The sequence below is a fragment of the Legionella sp. 39-23 genome, from assembly GCF_001897665.1.
Taxonomy (GTDB): Bacteria; Pseudomonadota; Gammaproteobacteria; order Legionellales; family Legionellaceae; genus Legionella; species Legionella steelei.
Genome location: NZ_MKTO01000045.1, coordinates 1 through 22698, shown reverse-complemented (window position 1 = coordinate 22698; position 22698 = coordinate 1). Strand labels below are relative to the sequence as shown.

Sequence of the window (22698 nt, the reverse complement as noted above, 5' to 3'; positions counted from 1 at the left end):
TCACCCTTATTTTTTATCTCTATCTTTCAATGGAAGGTTAAAAGCTTCTAATAAAGCTTTAGCTTCTTCATTTGTTTTAGCAGTTGTAGTGATACAAATGTCTAAACCACGGATACCATCTGTTTTATCGTAATCAATTTCTGGAAATACGATTTGTTCATGTATCCCCATACTATAATTACCAGTTCCATCAAAAGATTTAGGATTTAAACCACGAAAATCTCTTACACGCGGCAAAGTTACGGAAATCAATCTGTCTAAAAACTCATACATACGTTGACGTCTTAGTGTTACTTTACAGCCTATAGGCCATCCTTCTCTAATTTTAAAACCAGCAATAGATTTTCTTGCTTTAGTGACAACAGGTTTTTGTCCAGCAATCAAAGTCATATCTTCAACAGCATGATTCATAACCTTTTTATCACCAACAGCTTCGCCAACACCCATATTTAAGGTGACTTTAAGCAGTTTTGGAACTTCCATAACGCTGGAATAGTTGAACCGTTTCATCATCATTGGGATGATTTCTTTTTTATAAAATTCATTAAGTCTTGCCATTTCAATCACCTAACTAAACACGGTCAATTATTTCATTGTCAGATTTAAAATATCTAACCTTTTTACTTACACCGTTACTCTCAATAAACTTAAATCCTACTTTATCCGCTTTATTTGTATTGGGATTAAACAGAGCAACGTTTGAATCGTGTACCGGAGCTTCAAGGGAGACTATTCCACCCTTATTTTCTGGCTTTTGAGGATTAGGCTTAACATGTTTCTTTATTAAGTTTCCACCTTCGACAACAACGCCATTTTCTGTGACACGTAGGACTTTACCTCTATGACCTTTACTTTTACCGGCGATTATAATCACATCGTCGCCTTTTTGAATACGTTTCATATCTAAATCCTTCTCACAAAACTTCTGCAGCCAGAGATATTATCTTCATAAATCTCTCTCGTAGCTCGCGAGTAACAGGGCCAAATATACGAGTACCTATTGGCTCGTTTTGATTATTTAAAAGTACTGCTGCGTTGCCATCAAAACGAATTAAAGAACCATCGTCTCTACGAACGCCTTGCGCCGTACGAACTACTACAGCTTTCATTACAGCACCCTTTTTCACTTTACTTCTTGGTATTGCATCTTTAATACTTACTTTAATTATATCGCCTACGCGGGCATATCTACGGTGCGACCCGCCAAGCACTTTAATACACATAACTTTACGTGCTCCGCTGTTGTCAGCCACTTCGAGCACTGTCTGCATTTGGATCATTTTTTACTCCAGCTCTGATTTCGACCAGAAAAAGGTTGCTGATTATATCAGGCCTTTTAGGGTTTTAAAAGTAAATCAACAGGGTTGATTAAGAAATTACTTCGACTAATACCCAGCTTTTTGTTTTCGAGAGTGGTCTTGACTCACGGATTTTAACTATATTGCCAATTTTACATACTTGATTTTCATCATGAGCATGTAATTTGGATCTACGTTTCATAATTTTTCCATACTTTGGATGTTTAACAGAACGTTCAATCATCACAACTATGGTCTTATCCATTTTGTCACTAACTACTTTTCCAACCATTGTTCTGGCATTTGATTCACTATTAGACATGTCACTTACCTGCCTTTTCAGTCAATGTTGTTTTAACTCTTGCCACTGACTTACGCACCATTGTGATAAGATGAGTTTTATCTAGTGAGCCACTTGCTTTCTTCATTCGTAAATTTAATTGTTCTTTACGTAATGAAAGCAATTCATTTTGCAGTTCTTCTATAGATAAACTGCGTAATTCTTCAATCTTCTTCATTACATCACCTTCCTTTCTTCAAATATAACTTTGAAAGGAAGTTTTGCTTTAGCCAGATCAAAAGCTTCCATCGCAAGCTCTCTGGATACACCTTCCATTTCAAATAAAACCTTACCTGGTTGTATTTGAGCAACCCAATATTCAACACTACCTTTACCTTTACCTTGTCTTACTTCTAAAGGCTTTTGTGTAATAGGCTTATCTGGGAATACTCGAATCCAAATTTTACCACCACGCTTAATATGACGTGTCATTGCTCTACGAGCTGCTTCAATTTGTCTTGCTGTCAAACGACCACGTTCAAGAGCTTTCAAACCAAATTCACCGAAGCTGATGTTGCTACCGCGTAAAGCTAAGCCTCTATTACGGCCTTTCATTTGTTTGCGGTATTTTGTACGTTTAGGTTGTAACATGATTCTTAATCCTCACTCACTGGGCAACGTCAGATGATCTTTTCTTTTGTGGGAGAATTTCGCCCTTGAAGATCCAGACTTTTACACCAATAATACCGTAGGTAGTTTTAGACTCTGCTGTTCCATAATCAATGTCTGCTCTGAAAGTATGTAATGGTACACGACCTTCTCTATACCATTCGCTACGAGCAATTTCAGCGCCACCAAGTCTTCCGCTAACACAAATTTTAATTCCTTTAGCACCTGCTTTAAGAGCCGCAGTTACAGCACGCTTCATAGCACGTCTAAACATAACACGTTGCTCTAACTGTTGCGCAATTCCTTCAGCAACTAATGTTGAGTCAAGTTCAGGTTTCTTAATCTCTTCAATATTAAGATGAACAGGTACACCTAATCTGCTAGAAATTTCACTACGAAGTGTTTCAATACCACCACCTTTTTTACCGATAATTACACCGGGTCTTGCAGTCAGTATTGTTACTACAGCATTGTTAGCAGGACGCTCAATAAGAATTTTACTTACAGCAGCTGCCATGAGTTTCTTTTTAAGTTCAGTACGTAATTTAATATCTTGAATTAGAAATTCAGCATATTTTTTACCTGCGAACCATTTAGAATTCCAGTCTTTAATAATACCAAGGCGTATGCCTATAGGGTTAACTTTTTGTCCCATTGCTATTCCTCGTCAGACACTTTAATCGTGATATGGCAGGTACGTTTGCAAATTCTATTTGCACGTCCTTTAGCTCTGGGACTAATGCGTTTTAAAGTCATTGCTTCATCAACACAAACCATACCTACTTTTAAATCATCAATATCTGCCCCATTATTGTTTTCAGCATTGGCAATAGCCGACTCCAATAATTTAAGCATCAATTGAGCACCTTTTTTTGGTGTAAACTTGAGGACATCAAGTGCACCAGATACTTTCATATTTCGTATCATATCTGCCACCAATCTGCCCTTTTGAGCGGATAAGGGAGCACCTTTCAACTTTGCTGTAACTTCCATCATATCCTCTTATTTACCTTTTGCCTTTCTGTCACCAGAGTGGCCTTTGAAAGTACGAGTCATGGCAAACTCACCTAATTTATGACCGACCATGTTATCTGTTATGTAAACAGGGACATGATCTTTGCCGTTATGAACGGCAATTGTTAAGTCAATCATTTCAGGAACGATTGTTGATCGTCTTGACCATGTTTTAATTGGTTTCTTAGATTTCGATTCAATTGCAGCTTCTACTTTGGCAATCAAATGATGGTCAACAAACGGACCTTTTCTTATAGAACGAGCCACTTGATATCCTCTCAAAAATTATTTCTTCTTACGTCTTCTGACAATAAAATTATCAGTACGCTTATTACTTCTAGTTTTGTAACCTTTAGTAGGTAAGCCCCATGGTGATACAGGATGACGTCCACCAGAAGTACGACCTTCACCACCACCATGTGGATGGTCAACTGGGTTCATAGCAACCCCACGTACTGTTGGTCGAATACCTCTCCAACGCTTAGCACCTGCTTTACCTAATGCGCGCAAACTATGCTCACTATTGCTTACTTCACCAATTGTTGCTCTACAAAGAACATGAATTTTACGCATTTCGCCTGAACGAAGTCTCAATGTTGCATAGATACCTTCTTTAGCAACTATTTGTCCGCTCGCCCCAGCACTTCTTAAGACCTGTGCACCTTTCCCTGGTTTCATCTCAACACAGTGAATTGTGGTACCAACAGGAATATTTTTTAGTGGAAGACAATTACCTACGCTAATAGGAGAATCAGCACCACTTACAACAGTATCGCCAACATTTAAATTGGCTGGTGCAATAATATATCTTCTTTCACCATCTTTATAAACGATTAGTGCAATCAATGCAGTACGATTTGGATCGTACTCAATACGTTCAACACGAGCCTCGATTCCATCTTTATTACGTTTAAAATCAATGATGCGATATTGATTACGTTGACCGCCACCGATATGTCTTACAGTGATTCTACCTTGGTTATTACGACCCCCAGTTTTCTTCAGTTTTTCAACCAAAGCATCATGTGGTCTACCTTTATGGATATGGTGGTGAACCACGCGTAATTCGCCACGCTTTCCGGGCGAAGTAGGTTTAGATTTTAATAGTGCCATCTTAATCTGCCTTATTCGGTAGCTGTAAAGTCAATATCTTGATCAGCATGAAGAGTTACAAATGCTTTTTTCCAATCACTACGCTTTCCGCTCATTTGTTTAAAACGTTTTGTTTTTCCCTTCACATTGACAACAGACACATTTTTAACTTTAACGTTAAATATATTCTCTACCGCCATTTTAATTTCAGGTTTGGTTGCAGTTTTCAATACTTTGAAAGTGAACTGTTTCAGCTTATCAGCAATAACAGTAGCTTTTTCAGAAGTATGTGGTTCACGTAGAACCATCAACAATCTTTCAGCGTTCATTGTAACTGTTCCTCAATTTTTTTAATTGCAGCTTCTGTAACAACAACTTTCTCAAATCTGAGTAAAGAAACAGGATCTATAGTTGTAACGTCGCAGATATCATAATCAATTAAGTTTCTTGAACCAAAATACTCATTCTCACCCACTTCGCTCATCACGATGAGAGCATTTTTTATATCCAGCTGGTTCATTTTAGTAACAAAATCTTTAGTTTTTTTGCTTTCACATTGGAAATCACTAACTACTACAAGGTTTCCAGTGCGACAAAGTTCGGAGATTATACTACGTAATGCGCGTTTGTACATTTTTTTATTAATTTTTTGTGAATAATCTCTTTTTTTAGAAGCAAACGTCACACCACCGGTTCTCCATAGTGGACTTCTTATGGTACCAGCACGAGCACGACCTGTACCTTTTTGATTCCAAGGCTTTTTACCACCACCCCTAACTTCAGAGCGAGTTTTTTGAGCACTGTTACCACTACGTGCATTATTCATATAAGTTACTACTGCTTGATGAATTAAGCCTTCGTTATAAGAATATGCAAATACTTCTTGGTTCAGTGTTAATTTTGAATTTGTATCTATCGTAGTAATTTCCATCACTCACCTCGCACTTGCTTTTTAACTGAAGGTTTAATTTCAACTCGCGAGCCAGGAGCACCAGGTATAGCACCTTTGATAAGAAGTAAATTTCTTTCGGCATCTACGCGCACTAGTTCAAGGCTTTGAACTGTACAACGAACATTACCCATGTGGCCAGCCATTTTCTTACCTTTGAACACGCGTCCTGGAGTTTGGTTTTGTCCAATTGAACCCGGAACACGATGCGATCTAGAGTTACCATGTGTAGCATCTTGCGTTCTAAAATTATAACGTTTTACTGTTCCAGCAAAACCTTTACCTTTAGTGATTCCAGCAACATCAACAAATTGACCAGCAGCGAATACATCAGCTACTGAAATAACTTGTCCTGCTTTGAATGCATCTTCAGAGTCAACTATAAACTCAACTAGCGTGTCACCTGCTTCAATTTCAGCTTTTGCAAAGTGACCTGTTAAAGCTTTGTTAACTTTACTTGCCTTTTTAGTGCCACCAGTTAATTGAACAGCTGAGTAACCATCAGATTCTTTTGTTTTAACTTGTGAAACTCTATTAGGGTGAACTTCAACAACAGAAACTGGAACTGAAACTCCATCTGCCATGAAGACCCGCGTCATACCGATTTTACGGCCTAATAAACCGATCATCATTCTAACACCTCTTTAATATCCTTCACCCTAATATTTAGTCATCAAGGCTTATCTGAACATCAACCCCAGCAGCCAGATCTAATTTCATCAACGCATCTACTGTTTTCTCAGTTGGATGAACGATAACGACCAGGCGTTTATGAGTACGTAATTCGTATTGATCTCTTGCATCTTTATTAACATGCGGTGAAGTCAATACAGTAAATTTTTCCTTACGGACAGGTAGTGGTATTGGCCCACGAACTTGTGCGCCAGTACGTTTTGCTGTCTCTACAATTTCTCGAGTTGATAAGTCAATCAACCGATGATCAAAGGATTTTAATCTTATTTTAATGTTTTGATTGCTACTCATTCTAATTACTCGATAATTTTAGCGACAACACCGGCGCCAACAGTACGGCCACCTTCCCGAATTGCGAAACGTAAACCTTCGTCCATTGCAATAGGTGCATGCAAGTTGATGGTTAATTGTACGTTATCACCAGGCATTACCATTTCTACTCCAGATGGCAGATCACAAGTACCTGTTACGTCTGTAGTTCTGAAATAAAACTGAGGTCTGTAACCATTAAAGAATGGTGTATGACGTCCGCCTTCTTCTTTTGATAATACGTATACTTCTGCTTCAAACTTTGTGTGTGGCTTAATTGTACCTGGCTTAGCTAATACTTGGCCACGCTCAACCTCATCACGTTTCGTTCCACGTAGTAACACGCCAACGTTATCTCCCGCACGTCCTTCATCCAACAACTTACGGAACATCTCCACGCCTGTACAAGTGGTTTTTTGAGTATCACGGATTCCCACAATCTCAATCTCTTCACCCACTTTAACAATTCCACTCTCGACACGACCAGTTACTACTGTTCCACGTCCAGATATAGAGAATACATCTTCGATTGGTAACAAAAATGCTTTATCAATGTTACGTACTGGTTCTGGTATGTATGAGTCCATTGTCTCAACCAGTTTCTCAATCGCTTTAACTCCGATATCACTCTCGTCGCCTTCCAACGCCTTCAACGCTGAACCAACAATAATAGGAATATCATCACCAGGGAAATCGTAACTGCTTAACAAGTCACGTACTTCCATTTCAACTAATTCTAACAACTCCGGATCATCTACCATATCCGCTTTGTTCATGAACACAACAATATAGGGTACGCCTACCTGACGTGACAACAGAATGTGTTCTCTCGTTTGTGGCATTGGACCATCAGCTGCTGATACTACGAGTATCGCTCCGTCCATTTGCGCCGCACCAGTAATCATGTTCTTAACATAGTCAGCATGTCCTGGGCAATCTACGTGTGCGTAGTGTCTGTTTGCTGATTCATATTCTACGTGTGCTGTAGAAATCGTAATGCCACGCTCTCTCTCTTCTGGAGCCGCATCAATCTGGTCATAAGCTTTTGCTGTACCACCAAACTTCTTCGCCATAATCGTGGTAATCGCCGCTGTTAATGTCGTCTTACCGTGGTCTACGTGACCAATCGTGCCCACATTAACGTGTGGTTTTTTACGTTCAAATTTTTCCTTCGCCATTTCAATAACCTCGTTAACTTTTATTGTTTCTTAATAATTGCATCAGCAATGTTAGTTGGTGCTTCCGCATACTTACTAAATTCCATAGTATATGTTGCTCTTCCTTGAGTCGCAGAACGTAAATCGGTTGAATAACCAAACATCTCTGCTAATGGAACTTCCGCCCTCACAATTTTTCCTGCTGGAGAATCTTCCATTCCTTGAACCAGACCACGTCGTCTGTTAAGGTCACCCATAACATCGCCCATGTAATCTTCAGGGGTTACGACTTCTACACTCATAATAGGCTCAAGCAATACAGGTTTAGCTTTTAACGCACCTTGCTTGAAGCATTGTGAACCAGCGATCTTAAATGCCATCTCACTAGAATCCACTTCGTGGAATGAACCGTCAAATAATGTGACTTTAACATCCACTACTGGATATCCAGCAATAACACCATTTTGCATCTGCTCCTGAACCCCTTTATCAACTGCAGGGATGTATTCTTTAGGAATAACACCACCAACGATCGCATTGACAAATTCATAACCTTTTCCAGGTTCTTGAGGTTCAATCTTCAGCCAAACGTGACCATACTGTCCACGCCCACCTGATTGTCTTACAAATTTACCTTCTTGCTCCACAGCTTGTTTTAGTGTTTCGCGATAGGCAACTTGAGGCTTACCAACATTAGCTTCAACATTAAACTCACGCTTCATACGGTCAACAATAATTTCCAAATGAAGCTCACCCATACCTTCAATAATAGTTTGTCCTGATTCTTCATCAGTATGAACTCTAAATGACGGGTCTTCTTGAGCTAATTTACCAAGAGCAATACCCATTTTTTCTTGGTCAGCTTTAGTTCTTGGTTCAACAGCTACTGCAATTACTGGATCTGGAAAGTCCATTCGTTCTAATATGACAACACTTTCTGTGTCACATAAAGTATCACCAGTCATTACAGTTTTAAGTCCTACAGCTGCAGCAATATCACCCGCTCTTACTTCTTTAATCTCTTCGCGTGAATTGGCATGCATCTGTAATAAACGGCCGATACGTTCTCTTTTTGCTTTCACAGAGTTATAAACAGTATCACCACTTTTCAAGATACCTGAATAGGTTCTAAAATAAGTTAATGTACCAACAAATGGATCAGTAGCAATTTTAAAAGCCAAAGCCGAAAACGGTGCATCATAACTTGTTTTACGAGAAGCTGGCTCACCATCTTCATCAACACCTTGAACGTCAGGGATATCAGTTGGAGAAGGTAAATATTCAATTACTCCATCTAATACTGCTTGAACGCCTTTGTTTTTAAAAGCTGAGCCACAAAAAACAGGTACTATTTGGTTACTAACAGTCAATTGCCGTAATGCTTTTTTAATTTCTGCTTCGGTAAACTCTGCACCTTCAAGATATTTTTCCATAAGTTCTTCAGTTGCTTCTGCAGCAGCTTCAATAAGGAGCGCGCGGTATTCTTCGCATTGCTCTTTAAGATCTTCTGGAACATCTTTGTACTCAAAAGTCATTCCTTTATTGTCTTCATCCCAGTGAATTGCTTTCATTTTAATGAGATCAATGACCCCTTTAAATTCTTCTTCTGCACCAATGGGTAACTGAACAACAATTGGGTTTGCACCTAATCGTTGTTTAATTTGACTCACAACTCTAAGGAAATTGGCACCCATTCTATCCATCTTATTGACGAATACAATGCGAGGCACACCGTATTTATTTGCTTGACGCCAAACCGTTTCAGATTGTGGCTCTACTCCAGATACTGAGTCAAACACTACAATAGCACCATCAAGTACACGTAATGAACGCTCTACTTCAATCATGAAGTCAACGTGCCCTGGGGTATCGATAATATTGATGCGATGAGGCTCAAACTGCTTATCCATACCTGCCCAGTAGCAAGTTGTTGCTGCTGAGGTAATAGTAATACCGCGCTCTTGCTCCTGGACCATCCAGTCCATTGTTGCAGCACCGTCATGAACCTCACCAATTTTATGAGACATACCAGTATAGTACAGTACACGCTCTGTTGTTGTAGTTTTTCCAGCATCAACGTGGGCTGCAATACCTATATTTCTATATAGTTTTAGTGGAGTAGACACGGATTAACCCTCTCTTAGTTCCATCTAAAATGTGCAAACGCCTGGTTGGCTTTTGCCATTTTATGTGTATCTTCGCGTTTTTTCACTGCAGAACCTTTGCTTTCGTAAGCATCCATCAGTTCACCAGCCAAGCGTAACATCATCCCTTTTTCGCCACGAGTACGTGCAGCTTGAACAATCCAGCGCATACCTAATGCAATGCTACGATCATTTCTAACTTCCACTGGAACTTGATATGTAGCACCACCAACGCGACGTGAACGAACTTCAACGCTTGGACGAACATTATCTAAAGCATTTTCAAAGTAGCGAAGAACTGTACCAGAACCACCTGTAGAACCAGATTCGCCTTCTTCATCTGCTTTTTTAAGTTTCTTTACGCGCTCTTCCATAACTGACAAAGCACCGTAAATTATTTTTTCAGCAGTAGATTTCTTACCGCTAACCATTAATACGTTGATGAATTTTGCTAATAATTCACTATGATGTTTAGGATCTGGCAAAATTTCTCTTTTGGGGACTTCTCTTCTTCTAGGCATTTCGATTTCCTACAATCAGTTATTTTTTATCTTTTGGTTTTTTGGTACCGTATTTTGAACGACCTTGTTTACGATCGTTAACACCAGAGGTATCCAAGCTACCGCGTACAGTGTGATAACGCACACCAGGTAAGTCTTTTACACGACCACCTCTAATTAGAACAACTGAGTGCTCCTGGAGGTTATGGCCTTCTCCACCAATGTATGATGAAACTTCAAATCCGTTCGTCAAACGTACACGAGCAACCTTACGCATAGCTGAGTTAGGTTTCTTAGGTGTAGTAGTGTAAACGCGTGTACACACACCGCGTCGCTGTGGACATGACTCTAGTGCAGGTACGTTACTTTTCTTCTTTACGTCCACACGAGGCTTTCTTACTAACTGATTAATAGTAGCCATTTATACTTAACTCCGATCTGTCTCTTTTGATTATTTCGAATGCATAAGGAGGCCGGATTCTATATAGCTACGGCAGATTTGTCAAGTTTAATCTGCCGTTTTCGAATCCGAACTTAGTGCTCTTGATTATCTGCGTTTAATGCTTCACTTAACGCATGCTCAACATCACTTGCAGTAACGGTATGCACTGGGTGCTCACCGGCTGCAGCCTTAGCTCTTTTTGCCTTACGGCTTTGATGATACGCGTAACCTGTTCCAGCAGGAATCAAGCGACCAACCATCACGTTTTCTTTTAACCCACGTAAATCATCAACTTTACCACTCACAGCAGCTTCAGTTAGAACTCTTGTTGTTTCCTGGAATGAAGCAGCTGAAATAAATGACTCAGTTGCCAAAGATGCCTTTGTAATACCCAGTAATATAGGTGTCCCTCTGGCAGTTTGTTTTCCATCAGCAATAAGTTTGTCATTTTCTTGCAACAAGACGCTTTCTTCAATCTGCTCCCCTGCTAAGAATTTTGAATCCCCAGCAAAAGTAATCACACGCTTACGTAGCATTTGTCGTACAATTGTTTCGATGTGTTTGTCATTAATTTTTACACCTTGTAAACGATATACGTCTTGTACCTCATTTACAATGTAATTAGCTAATGCACCAACACCAAGTAATCGTAAGATATCATGCGGATTGAGTGCACCTTCAGCGATAATTTCACCGCGCTCAACATGCTCTCCCTCGAAGACGGAAATATGTCTCCACTTAGGAATCAATTCTTCATGACATTGGTCTTCAGAAACATTAATAATTAATCTTCTCTTACCTTTTGTTTCCTTACCAAAGCTAACCATTCCTGAAACTTCAGCCATAACCGCTGAATCTTTAGGCTTACGTGCTTCAAACAAGTCGGCTACCCTTGGTAGACCCCCTGTAATATCACGTGTCTTAGAACGCTCTTGAGGAATACGTGCAATAACATCTCCAATGCCCACGTGATTGCCATCTTCAAAATTAACGATCGCATCCACAGGTAGATAATATTGGGCAGGAACATTGGTACCAGCCAGATAAATATCATCACCATTCTCAGCAACAAGTTTTACCATAGGACGTAAATCACGACCCGCAGCACTTCGTTGTTTTGCGTCAATAACTACAATATTACTCAAACCTGTTAATTCGTCAGTTTGTCGATTCATGGTAATACCATCAATTAAATCGACAAATTTCAGATGTCCAGTTACCTCAGAAATTACTGGGTGCGTATGCGGATCCCAAGTAGCAATAACTTGTCCAGCATCTACAGCTGAATTATCGTGAACTGAGATTACAGCACCATAAGGTAACTTATAACGTTCGCGCTCACGTCCAAACTCATCCACAATAGTAACTTCACCAGAGCGTGATACTGCAACCAGGTTTTTGTTTTCATGAGTTACCGTTTTAATGTTATGTAAACGAATAACCCCTTTTGTTTTAATCTGAATATTATTCGCCGCTGTTGCTCTAGATGCAGCTCCTCCAATATGGAAGGTACGCATTGTTAGCTGTGTTCCAGGCTCACCAATTGATTGAGCTGCAATAATACCCACAGCTTCCCCCGTATTAACGAGGTGGCCTCTTGCTAAATCACGACCATAACACTTAGCACATAATCCAAAGCGAGTTTGACAGGTAATTGGTGAACGAACCAGGATTTGGTCCACACCCTGTTTTTCCAGCTTTTCAACCCACTCTTCATCTAACAATGTACCAGCAGTTACAACCGGCTCACTTTGATTAGGAATATAAACATCAGATGCAACGACTCGTCCTAATACACGTTCATGTAACGGTTCAACGATATCACCACCTTCAATCAGTGGTTGCATTAAAACACCCGTATCGACACCACAATCGTCTTCAGTAATCACTACATCTTGTGCCACATCTACTAAGCGTCGTGTTAAGTAACCAGAGTTAGCAGTTTTTAGCGCGGTATCCGCCAATCCTTTTCGAGCTCCGTGAGTTGAAATAAAGTATTGGAATACGTTCAAACCTTCACGGAAGTTCGCAGTAATTGGTGTTTCAATGATTGAGCCATCTGGTGCTGCCATCAATCCACGCATACCAGCAAGCTGTCTAATTTGTGCTGCAGAACCCCTAGCGCCTGAGTCAGCCATCATGAAAATTGGGTTAAAGGATTCTTGTCTTACTTGCTTACCTTGTGCATCAACAGCTTCTTCTGTTGCTATCTTACTCATCATTGATTTAGCAACTAATTCATTCGTTCTGGACCAAATATCGATTACTTTGTTGTAACGTTCGCCATTGGTTACCAAACCCGAACGGAATTGAGATTCAATTTCCCGAACTTCGTTGTCTGCATGCTCAATAATGCTGGCTTTGTCATCAGGTATTTCCATATCCTCAATACCTATTGATATACCAGAACGTGTTGCATACTTGAAGCCAGTGTACATTAACTTATCAGCAAAAATTACAGTTTCTTTCAAACCAAAATTTCTATAACAGGTATCAATAACCTTAGTAATTACTTTTTTGGTCATGGTACGGTTTATCTGCGCAAAGGTCATACCTTTAGGTAAAACCTCAGCAAGAATTGCACGACCAACTGTTGTTTCTACCAAATGGTGCCCTGGTCCGTCTTCTTTTGCCATACGGATTTTAATTTTAGCATGGATATCAAGATGACCTGACTCGTAAAAATTCTGCGCTTCTTGAGCACTAACAAAAATCTTACCTTCGCCTAATGCATTAACTTTTTCACGAGTTAAATAATACAAACCAAGTACAACGTCCTGGCTGGGAACAATAATTGGCTCACCGCTCGCGGGTGACAAAATATTGTTAGTCGACATCATTAAGGAACGAGCTTCTAATTGTGCTTCCAAAGTCAATGGCACGTGAACCGCCATTTGGTCACCATCGAAGTCAGCGTTATACGCGGTACAAACTAAAGGATGCAGTTGAATCGCCTTACCTTCAATTAATACCGGTTCAAATGCCTGAATACCGAGTCTATGTAGCGTAGGAGCACGGTTTAACAAAATCGGATGTTCACGAATCACATCGTCTAGGATATCCCAAACAACTGACTCTTCACGCTCAACCATTTTCTTGGCAGCTTTAATTGTTGTAGCCAAACCACGGAATTCAAGTTTGCTGAATATGAATGGCTTAAATAATTCAAGAGCCATTTTCTTTGGAAGACCGCATTGATGCAGTTTCAAAGTTGGTCCCACGACAATTACAGAACGACCCGAATAATCAACACGTTTACCCAATAGGTTTTGACGGAAACGACCTTGTTTCCCTTTAATCATATCTGCTAAGGATTTGAGTGGTCTCTTGTTAGTACCCGTAATCGCACGACCACGACGGCCGTTATCCAATAGCGCATCAACTGATTCTTGTAGCATTCTCTTTTCGTTACGCACGATAATATCAGGTGCATTTAGATCCAGAAGTCTCTTCAGGCGATTGTTTCTATTGATAACACGACGGTACAAGTCATTAAGATCTGACGTGGCAAAACGTCCACCATCTAATGGTACTAGCGGTCTTAAATCAGGTGGAAGAACAGGCAATACATCCATAATCATCCACTCTGGCTTATTACCAGACTCATAAAATGCTTCGAGCAGTTTTAATCTTTTAGTGATTTTTTTAATTTTTGTTTCTGAACTGGTAGTTGGTAACTCTTCGCGTAAACTCTTGATTTCCTCTTCCAAATCAACTTGGCGCAGCAAATCACGAATTGCTTCAGCACCCATACGTGCATCAAACTCATCACCATATTGTTCCATTGCATCAAGATATACTTCATCATTGAGCAATTGACCACGCTCTAGTTCAGTCATTCCTGGATCAACAACAACAAACGCTTCAAAATAAAGAACACGTTCAATGTCTCTTAATGTCATATCCAGTAATAAGCCGATTCTGGAAGGTAATGACTTCAAGAACCAGATATGTGCTACAGGGCTCGCAAGCTCAATGTGCCCCATACGTTCACGACGTACTTTGGCCAGCGCAAGTTCAACACCGCATTTTTCACAAATAACGCCGCGATGCTTAAGTCGTTTGTATTTCCCACATAAGCACTCATAATCTTTTACTGGGCCAAATGTTTTGGCACAGAATAAACCATCTCGTTCAGGTTTGAATGTACGATAATTGATTGTTTCTGGTTTTTTTACTTCACCATATGACCAAGAGCGAATTAATTCGGGTGAGGCCAACGCGATTTTAATCGCGTCAAACTCTTCGCTTTGTCCTTGTTGCTTAAGGATACCAAGCAGGTCGCTCATCACAGGAGCTTTTCTCATTGGTTCATTCATTGGATCGTCGTTTAGAGTACTCAAGTCTATGCCTCCAAAAATTTGTTAATCAGTATTAAACGCTGAAAATTAATCGTGGTCGAGTTCGATATCTATTCCCAATGCACGGATTTCTTTCAACAATACATTGAAAGATTCAGGCATTCCTGGGTCCATACGATGATCGCCATCGACAATATTTTTGTAGATCTTTGTTCTACCACCAACGTCATCTGATTTCACAGTCAACATTTCCTGTAATGTATAAGCTGCACCATATGCTTCGAGAGCCCATACTTCCATCTCCCCAAAGCGTTGTCCCCCAAACTGAGCTTTACCACCTAGCGGTTGTTGTGTTACTAGGCTATATGAGCCAGTTGAACGAGCATGCATCTTATCGTCAACTAAATGGTTTAGTTTTAACATGTACATGTAACCTACAGTAACTGGGTTATCAAATTTGCTTCCGGTTCTACCATCAACTAAGAAGGTTTTACCATCAGAAGACAAATCTGCGAGCTGTAGCATGCTTTTTATTTCTTCTTCAGAAGCGCCATCAAACACAGGCGTTGCCATTGGGACACCTGCACGTAGATTGTCCGCCAATCTGAATAGCTCTTCATCATTAAGAGATTCTAAATGAACTCTTTGGACACCGTCATGGTTGTAAATCTTACTCAAGAAAGATTTAATTTCAGCTGCACTTTGTCGTGAATCTAACATTTGTGCAATCTTATTACCTAAACCTTTAGCAGCCAAACCAAGGTGAGTTTCCAGTACTTGTCCAATGTTCATACGCGAAGGTACGCCCAATGGGTTAAGAACGATATCTACTGATGTACCATCTTCCATATGTGGCATATCTTCGACAGGAACAACAATAGAAATAACCCCTTTGTTTCCATGTCGACCAGCCATCTTATCGCCAGGTTGGATGCGTCTTTTTACAGCAAGATATACTTTAACAATCTTTAAAACACCCGGAGCAAGATCATCACCCTGAATAATTTTTTTACGACTGTCATTAAAGCGTTTTTCCATTTCTTTAGACAACATTTCAAGTTGTTTTGAAAGTTGTTCTAATTGTTGGCTTAAAACATCATTTTCAAGACGAATATCAAACCACTTATCTCTGCCAATTTTATCCAAGTATTCTTGATTTATTTTAGAACCTGGTTTCAGATTTCCTGGACCACCTGTTGCTACTTTATCAACAATAATATTAGCCACACGATGGTAGATGTCTTCTTCACGAATACGTCGCTCATCAACTAAGTCTTTACGGACTCGCGCTAGATGTTCCTCTTCAATACTTTTTGCACGTGCGTCTTTTTCTAAGCCATCGCGTGTAAATACTTGTACATCAATAACAGTACCGTTCATTCCTGATGGAACGCGAAGCGAAGAGTCTTTAACATCAGAAGCTTTTTCTCCGAAAATAGCGCGTAACAACTTCTCTTCAGGAGTAAGTTGTGTTTCACCTTTTGGAGTCACTTTTCCAACAAGGATATCGCCTGCTTTAACTTCTGCACCAATAAACACTACTCCAGACTCATCTAAATTAGAAAGTGCTGATTCACCAACATTGGGAATATCTGCAGTGATTTCTTCAGTACCTAATTTAGTATCACGAGCAATACATGTTAGTTCTTCTATATGAATTGTAGTGAATCGGTCATCTTGTACGATACGCTCAGATATGAGAATGGAGTCCTCAAAGTTATATCCATTCCAAGGCATGAAGGCAACCAGTAAGTTCTGACCTAACGCCAACTCACCCATATCAGTACAAGGACCATCTGCTAAAATGTCGCCTCGTTGAATGAGATCACCGGTATTAACTATAGGACGTTGGTTAATACAAGTATCTTGGTTGGAGCGAAAATACTTCGTTAGGTTATAAATATCAACCCCAGTTTCACCGGCTGTAGTCTCATCATCATTCACGCGAACTACGATACGTGATGCATCAACAAGATCAATAATTCCACCACGTTTTGCAACAACAGAAACCCCTGAATCTGAAGCAACGATACGTTCCATTCCAGTACCTACTAGAGGTTTTTCAGAACGCAAAGTGGGTACTGCTTGGCGCTGCATGTTTGATCCCATCAAAGCACGGTTCGCATCATCATGTTCTAAGAATGGAATTAAGGACGCCGCTACAGATACGATCTGCTTTGGAGAAATATCCATGTAGTTAATGTTATCCGGTGTAGTTAACGAAAATTCGTTTTGATGTCTACATGGAACTAAGTCTGCAAGTATGTTTCCATCTTTATCAAGAGCTACACTTGATTGCGCAATATATTGATCAACTTCTTCAATAGCAGATAAATACTCGATCTCGTCAGTTACACGACCATTAATTACTTTACGACATGGAGTTTCAATAAATCCATAATCATTCGTTCTAGCATAAACAGACAATGAGTTGATCAAACCAATGTTCGGACCTTCAGGAGTTTCAATTGGACAAACACGACCATAGTGTGTTGTATGTACGTCACGAACCTCAAAACCTGCTCGCTCACGTGTTAAACCACCTGGGCCTAATGCAGAAACCCTTCTCTTATGAGTAACACCAGATAGTGGGTTAACCTGATCCATAAACTGTGATAACTGACTTGAGCCGAAAAATTCTTTAATTGCAGCAGAAACAGGTTTGGCATTAATTAAATCTTGTGGCATAAGGTTTTCGGATTCAACCAAACTCAGACGCTCTTTCACCGCTCTTTCAACACGTACAAGGCCAACTCTGAATTGGTTTTCAGTCATCTCACCAACGCTTCGAACACGTCGGTTACCAAGATGGTCGATATCATCAACCATACCAATACCATTTCTAATGTCGATCAAGGTCTTGATAACAGCCAGGATGTCTTCTTTAGTCAAAGTTCCAGGGCCATCATCATTTTTTCTTCCAACTCGTCGGTTAAACTTCATTCTACCGACAGCTGATAAATCATAACGCTCATCAACAAAAAATAAATTTTTAAATAACGCTTCGGCAGCTTCTTTAGTTGGTGGCTCACCAGGACGCATCATACGATAAATTTCAACAAGTGCTTCAAGTTGACTTGAAGTAGGATCAATTTTCAATGTATCTGATATGTAAGAACCATGGTCAAGATCATTTGTATAAATCATATCTAATTCATGGATTCCATTTGAAGCCATTAGATCAAGCAACTCATCAGTTACCTCATCATTTGCTTGAGCAATAAACTCTCCAGTAGAAGTGTCAATTACATTTTTTGCTAATGTTTTTCCTATCAAGTAGTCACGTGGCACGATCAGATCTTTCATCTGAGACTTTTCCATTTGTTTAATATGGCGTGCAGTGATTCTTCTACCTTGTTCTACAATAAGTTCCCCAGTTTCAGGAACATGAATATCAAATGAAGCAATTTCACCTCGTAAACGCTGAGGAATAAGATCAATATGATATTCGCCATTTTTAAGATGGCAGCTAGTCATTTCAAAAAATTCATTAAGGATATCTTCTGTTTCATATCCTAAAGCTCTTAAAAGGATACTAACAGGAAGTTTACGTCTTCTATCAATTCGCACATAAACACAATCTTTTGGATCGAATTCAAAATCTAACCAAGAACCACGATAGGGTATAATGCGTGCGGAATATAATAACTTACCAGATGAATGGGTTTTGCCCTTATCATGTTCGAATATAACACCTGGAGAACGATGTAATTGAGAAACAACAACTCTCTCGGTACCATTTACTACAAATGTACCTACATCAGTCATTAAGGGAATTTCACCCATAAAAACATCTTGTTCTCTAATGTCTTTGATTGGCTTAGGATCTTCGCTTGCATCTTTATCAAGAACAACAAGTCTAATTTTAACCCTTAGTGGAGCAGAATAAGTTAAGCCTCTCAATTTGCATTCACGGACGTCAAATGCTGGTTCACCTAATTTGTAACCAACATATTCTAATCGTGCATTGCCAGAAAAACTTTCGATGGGGAACACAGAAGAAAATGCAGCATGCAATCCTGTATTAAAGTGTTCGTTTGACTTGCTATCAGCCTGAAGAAAATCTCTGTAAGATTTTAATTGAATTTCAAGCAGATTTGGTATTGCCATTTTATCGGCCTGCGTACCAAAGCTTTTGCGAAATCGTTTTTTCTCAGCATGCGAATATTGAGGTTTAGCTTCTGCAACGGCCATGGTGTTTCCTCTGTAAATTATTGATGACTTCAAACACGTAAACCCAGCCATGAAACCATGGCTGGGTCCTATCTCACTGATATAACTTTATTATTTAACTTCTACTGAAGCACCAGCTTCTTCAAGTTCTTTCTTGATGTTAGCAGCTTCGTCTTTAGATACAGCTTCTTTAATAGTTGAAGGAGCACCTTCTACTAAGTCTTTAGCTTCTTTCAAGCCAAGACCAGTAATGCCACGAACTGCTTTAATTACGTTTACTTTGTTTGCACCAAAGCTGGTCATAACAACTGTAAACTCAGTTTGTTCTTCAGCAGCGGCAGCAGCAGCAGCTGGAGCAGCAACTGCAACAGCAGCAGCGGCAGCAGAAACATTGAATTTTTCTTCCATTGCTTCAATTAACTCAACAACTTCCATAACAGACATGTTTGCTATGGTTTCTAAAATATCATTTTTTGACACAGCCATTACTAGCTCCTGATTTAAAATTAATTTAATGATTAAATGAGATTTAACCTGCTTTTTTATCTTTTACTGCTGCTAAGGTTCTAACTAATTTAGCATGTGGCTCAGCAAGAGTTCTGACAAATTTCTCAACTGGCGCTTTCATCACATACATCAACTTGGCAATCGCTTCATCACGAGTCGGCAAGCTTGCAACAGCATCAATTTGATCTGCTTTATATACTTTTCCGCCTACTGATAATGCTTTGACTTCAAGTTTATCAAATGTTTTAGTGAATTCTTTAAGTAGTCTTGCAGCATCACTAGGTGCTTCCAGTGATAGCGCAATGAACAACGGGCCAACAAGCAAGTCGTTCAAGCATTCAAATTCAGTGTTTTTAAAAGCTCTTCTTGTTAAAGTGTTTCTTACAACACGAAGATAAACACCAGATTTACGTGCTTCACTACGTAAATGCGTCATTTGATTAACAGTTAAACCACGATAATCAGCAACTACTGCCGAAATAGCCTTTGAGGCGACCGCAGTCACTTCTTCAACAACAGCTTTCTTTTCAGCTAAATTTAATGTCACGTTACTGACCTCCTAATGTATACAAATCGCAAGGATTTGCCAGTTATGGTGGCCGTCTCTTTTATTAAATTGGAGCCGGTTCACCGTCTGCGCAGGAAATTAAGCGTTAGCACCTGCGGTCTTCGACGGCATGGAACCAAATCTATGCCGTGAATTCCTAAAAAATGGGTGGATATGTTACACAGGTATTGACGAAATATCAATAGCTATACCAGGTCCCATTGTTGTAGATAAAGATATTTTCTTTAAATATTGGCCTTTTGACGAAGTAGGCTTCGCTTTCTTCAGGTCATTAATTAAAGCAATCATGTTTTCAATGATGTCTTCAGCAGCAAAATCAACCTTTCCTACTGTGCAATGAATGATACCATTCTTATCAGTTCTATAACGTACCTGACCTGATTTTGCATCTTTAACAGCTGCTTCAACGTTAGTTGTAACTGTTCCAACTTTTGGGTTTGGCATCAAGCCTCTTGGGCCTAAAACCTGACCTAACTGACCAACTATGCGCATTGCATCAGGTGTAGCAATGACCACATCAAAGTCCATCACACCACCTTTGATTTTATCAGCAAGATCTTCAAAACCAACAATATCAGCACCAGCATCTTTGGCTTTAGTTGCATTTTCACCTTGTGCAAATACAGCTACACGTACCACTTTTCCAGTACCTTTAGGCAAGTTAGTTGATGAACGAACTACTTGATCTGACTTACGAGGATCAACGCCCAAATTAACGCTTATATCTAAACTTTCACGAAATTTAGTTGAAGCAAATTGCTTTAAAAGATTGATTGCTTCACTAGCACTATATAAATGGTTTTGTTTAATTGTCTCTAAAATCTTTTTTTGTTTCTTAGATACTCTAGCCATGGCAACCCCCTTATTCTAAACCTTCAACGTCAATACCCATACTGCGTGCAGTACCTGCAATACTTCTCACTGCGGCTGCTAAACTTGCTGCAGTTAAATCAGGTTCCTTAATCTTCGCAATTTCTTCAAGTTGCTTGACGTTAAGTTTTGCCACTTTCTTAGTGTTAGGTGTACCACTTCCACTTTGAATACCAGCAGCTTTTTTCAGAAGAACTGAAGCTGGTGGTGTTTTAGTAATAAAGGTGAAGCTACGATCACTATATACAGTAATTACAACTGGAGTAGGTAATCCTTGCTCCATTTGTTGTGTAGCGGCGTTAAACGCTTTACAGAATTCCATAATGTTAACACCACGTTGTCCCAAAGCTGGGCCTACCGGTGGGCTTGGGTTTGCTTTACCCGCTGGAATTTGTAACTTAATATATGCTTCTACTTTTTTTGCCATGTTTACTCCTTATGGGTCATACGCTTAGCATGATAAAGAACATATAAATTTCTTTATTCGCTTTAGCTCCCCTTTTACACAAAATAGCCCTGAGTAAATCTTTATAAACTTTTATGTTTAGAAAAATTTACTCAGGGCACCTTAGCGAACTAAGTTTTCTCTACTTGACTAAATTCAAGTTCTACTGGAGTAGAGCGTCCGAAAATCAACACCGCTACTCTTAATCTGTTTTTCTCATAATTGACTTCTTCAACGACTCCATTAAAGTCAACAAATGGTCCTTCCTTGACGCGAACCACTTCACCTGGTTCAAAGAGAATTTTTGGTCTTGGTTTGGTAACACCATCTTCAACGCGCTGCATAATCGCACGAGCTTCTTTATCAGTAATAGGTGTGGGAGTCTGGCTGGTTCCGCCAATAAAACCTAAAACCCTAGGAATTGCTCTTATCATATGCCAAGTTTGATCATCCATAACCATGTTTACTAGAACATAGCCAGGAAAAAATTTACGTGTGCTCTTGCGCTTTTGGCCCGAACGCATTTCAACAACTTCTTCTGAAGGGACCACAACCTCACCAATTCTATCTTCTAAATTATGGTGCTGTGCACGAGATTTGATTTCACGCATAACGAAATTTTCATAACCTGAATAGGCATGTACAACGTACCATTGTTTCGATTTGTGCTCTTCCACCGAATTCACCCTAAATGCGTTATTTTAGCAATTGCCCACATCATCACCGAATCTACTCCCCAGAGTATAAATCCGGTTACTGCGACCATAACAATTACAATGGTTGTAGTTTGTATCGTTTCTTGCCGGGTAGGCCAAACGACTTTTAACAATTCAACTTTTGACTCTTGAGCAAATTTAAATACTTGCTTGCCTGCTGATGTCATATAGGCAAAGAATAAAGACAACAAAAACCACGCAAGCCATATTATCGACTGAATGGGACCTGAAAAAGAATAGTAATATGTGCAAAAAAATGCCGCTGCAGTTATAAGAACTACAGACATCCATGATAATATATCTTTAGTATTACCCTGATTTTCGTTAGAACTTTTCATATTCACTTGTATGTTGGCAGGCCAGGAGGGAATCGAACCCCCAACCTGCGGTTTTGGAGACCGCCACTCTGCCAATTGAGCTACTGGCCTAAATTAGTTGGCATGAATTTATCTAATTCATGCCAAAACAATTTAACTTACTACTCGATAATTTTCGCAACAACACCGGCGCCAACAGTACGGCCACCTTCCCGAATTGCGAAACGTAAACCTTCGTCCATTGCAATAGGTGC

The 22698-nt window shown here is 39.7% G+C and carries 27 protein-coding genes and 1 tRNA gene; all 28 read right to left on the bottom strand.

Features of this window, described 5'->3' with window-relative positions:
- Positions 1–6: 6 nt before the first annotated feature.
- Complete coding sequence (gene rplE, locus BGO44_RS17075) at positions 7–558, bottom strand: 50S ribosomal protein L5 (protein WP_058509810.1); 552 nt, start codon at positions 556–558, stop codon at positions 7–9.
- A gap of 13 nt (positions 559–571) precedes the next feature.
- The gene (gene rplX / locus BGO44_RS17070; protein WP_058509811.1) at positions 572–901 is read right to left on the bottom strand and encodes a 50S ribosomal protein L24; all 330 of its coding nucleotides are present in this window, start codon (positions 899–901) and stop codon (positions 572–574) included.
- A 13-nt stretch (positions 902–914) separates the two neighbouring features.
- Positions 915–1280 (bottom strand): 50S ribosomal protein L14, encoded by a 366-nt coding sequence (gene rplN, locus BGO44_RS17065; RefSeq protein ID WP_003633077.1) that lies wholly within the window; start codon positions 1278–1280, stop codon positions 915–917.
- 88 nt (positions 1281–1368) lie between these two features.
- On the bottom strand, positions 1369–1620 hold the full coding sequence (rpsQ, locus tag BGO44_RS17060) for a 30S ribosomal protein S17 (protein ID WP_019233369.1): 252 nt from the start codon (positions 1618–1620) through the stop codon (positions 1369–1371).
- 1 nt (position 1621) lies between these two features.
- The gene (gene rpmC, locus BGO44_RS17055; protein WP_058509812.1) at positions 1622–1816 is read right to left on the bottom strand and encodes a 50S ribosomal protein L29; all 195 of its coding nucleotides are present in this window, start codon (positions 1814–1816) and stop codon (positions 1622–1624) included.
- Positions 1816–2229, bottom strand: coding sequence for a 50S ribosomal protein L16 (gene rplP / locus BGO44_RS17050; RefSeq protein WP_003633085.1), 414 nt, complete (start codon positions 2227–2229; stop codon positions 1816–1818). Before rplP ends, rpmC begins: the two co-directional genes overlap by 1 nt.
- Positions 2230–2245: 16 nt before the next feature.
- Positions 2246–2902 (bottom strand): 30S ribosomal protein S3, encoded by a 657-nt coding sequence (rpsC, locus tag BGO44_RS17045; RefSeq protein ID WP_058509813.1) that lies wholly within the window; start codon positions 2900–2902, stop codon positions 2246–2248.
- A 2-nt stretch (positions 2903–2904) separates the two neighbouring features.
- Complete coding sequence (gene rplV / locus BGO44_RS17040) at positions 2905–3240, bottom strand: 50S ribosomal protein L22 (RefSeq protein WP_003633087.1); 336 nt, start codon at positions 3238–3240, stop codon at positions 2905–2907.
- 9 nt (positions 3241–3249) lie between these two features.
- On the bottom strand, positions 3250–3528 hold the full coding sequence (gene rpsS, locus BGO44_RS17035) for a 30S ribosomal protein S19 (protein WP_058509814.1): 279 nt from the start codon (positions 3526–3528) through the stop codon (positions 3250–3252).
- 18 nt (positions 3529–3546) lie between these two features.
- Positions 3547–4374, bottom strand: a complete 828-nt coding sequence (gene rplB / locus BGO44_RS17030; RefSeq protein WP_058509815.1) for a 50S ribosomal protein L2 — start codon at positions 4372–4374, stop codon at positions 3547–3549.
- An 11-nt stretch (positions 4375–4385) separates the two neighbouring features.
- Positions 4386–4682: a 50S ribosomal protein L23 gene (gene rplW, locus BGO44_RS17025; RefSeq protein WP_058509816.1), complete on the bottom strand. Its 297-nt coding sequence runs from the start codon at positions 4680–4682 to the stop codon at positions 4386–4388.
- The gene (rplD, locus tag BGO44_RS17020; RefSeq protein WP_058509817.1) at positions 4679–5284 is read right to left on the bottom strand and encodes a 50S ribosomal protein L4; all 606 of its coding nucleotides are present in this window, start codon (positions 5282–5284) and stop codon (positions 4679–4681) included. Before rplD ends, rplW begins: the two co-directional genes overlap by 4 nt.
- Entirely contained in the window at positions 5284–5934 is a 651-nt protein-coding gene (gene rplC, locus BGO44_RS17015) for a 50S ribosomal protein L3 (protein WP_463673244.1), read from the bottom strand. Before rplC ends, rplD begins: the two co-directional genes overlap by 1 nt.
- 34 nt (positions 5935–5968) lie before the next feature.
- Positions 5969–6286, bottom strand: coding sequence for a 30S ribosomal protein S10 (gene rpsJ, locus BGO44_RS17010; RefSeq protein WP_010654833.1), 318 nt, complete (start codon positions 6284–6286; stop codon positions 5969–5971).
- 5 nt (positions 6287–6291) lie between these two features.
- Positions 6292–7482, bottom strand: coding sequence for an elongation factor Tu (gene tuf, locus BGO44_RS17005; protein ID WP_058509819.1), 1191 nt, complete (start codon positions 7480–7482; stop codon positions 6292–6294).
- 20 nt (positions 7483–7502) lie between these two features.
- The gene (fusA, locus tag BGO44_RS17000) at positions 7503–9587 is read right to left on the bottom strand and encodes an elongation factor G (RefSeq protein WP_058509526.1); all 2085 of its coding nucleotides are present in this window, start codon (positions 9585–9587) and stop codon (positions 7503–7505) included.
- 14 nt (positions 9588–9601) lie between these two features.
- Positions 9602–10126 carry a 30S ribosomal protein S7 gene (gene rpsG, locus BGO44_RS16995; protein WP_058509525.1) on the bottom strand — a complete coding sequence of 175 codons (525 nt, stop codon included), beginning with the start codon at positions 10124–10126 and terminating at the stop codon, positions 9602–9604.
- A gap of 19 nt (positions 10127–10145) precedes the next feature.
- Positions 10146–10526 (bottom strand): 30S ribosomal protein S12, encoded by a 381-nt coding sequence (gene rpsL / locus BGO44_RS16990; RefSeq protein WP_010654837.1) that lies wholly within the window; start codon positions 10524–10526, stop codon positions 10146–10148.
- 113 nt (positions 10527–10639) lie between these two features.
- Positions 10640–14836, bottom strand: coding sequence for a DNA-directed RNA polymerase subunit beta' (gene rpoC, locus BGO44_RS16985; protein ID WP_273201627.1), 4197 nt, complete (start codon positions 14834–14836; stop codon positions 10640–10642).
- Positions 14837–14935: 99 nt separating this feature from the next.
- Positions 14936–19042, bottom strand: a complete 4107-nt coding sequence (rpoB, locus tag BGO44_RS16980) for a DNA-directed RNA polymerase subunit beta (RefSeq protein WP_058509524.1) — start codon at positions 19040–19042, stop codon at positions 14936–14938.
- 90 nt (positions 19043–19132) lie between these two features.
- Positions 19133–19507: a 50S ribosomal protein L7/L12 gene (gene rplL, locus BGO44_RS16975; protein WP_058509523.1), complete on the bottom strand. Its 375-nt coding sequence runs from the start codon at positions 19505–19507 to the stop codon at positions 19133–19135.
- Between the two features lie 43 nt (positions 19508–19550).
- Positions 19551–20075 (bottom strand): 50S ribosomal protein L10, encoded by a 525-nt coding sequence (gene rplJ / locus BGO44_RS16970; RefSeq protein WP_058509522.1) that lies wholly within the window; start codon positions 20073–20075, stop codon positions 19551–19553.
- Between the two features lie 177 nt (positions 20076–20252).
- Positions 20253–20948, bottom strand: a complete 696-nt coding sequence (gene rplA, locus BGO44_RS16965; protein ID WP_058509521.1) for a 50S ribosomal protein L1 — start codon at positions 20946–20948, stop codon at positions 20253–20255.
- A 10-nt stretch (positions 20949–20958) separates the two neighbouring features.
- Positions 20959–21393, bottom strand: coding sequence for a 50S ribosomal protein L11 (rplK, locus tag BGO44_RS16960; RefSeq protein WP_010654844.1), 435 nt, complete (start codon positions 21391–21393; stop codon positions 20959–20961).
- A 149-nt stretch (positions 21394–21542) separates the two neighbouring features.
- Positions 21543–22088: a transcription termination/antitermination protein NusG gene (gene nusG, locus BGO44_RS16955; protein ID WP_058509520.1), complete on the bottom strand. Its 546-nt coding sequence runs from the start codon at positions 22086–22088 to the stop codon at positions 21543–21545.
- Between the two features lie 5 nt (positions 22089–22093).
- Entirely contained in the window at positions 22094–22465 is a 372-nt protein-coding gene (secE, locus tag BGO44_RS16950) for a preprotein translocase subunit SecE (protein ID WP_058509519.1), read from the bottom strand.
- Between the two features lie 14 nt (positions 22466–22479).
- A tRNA-Trp gene (locus tag BGO44_RS16945) sits at positions 22480–22555 on the bottom strand.
- A gap of 50 nt (positions 22556–22605) precedes the next feature.
- The coding region (locus tag BGO44_RS16940; RefSeq protein ID WP_076547599.1) for an EF-Tu C-terminal domain-related protein at positions 22606–22698 on the bottom strand (93 nt) is incomplete at its 5' end.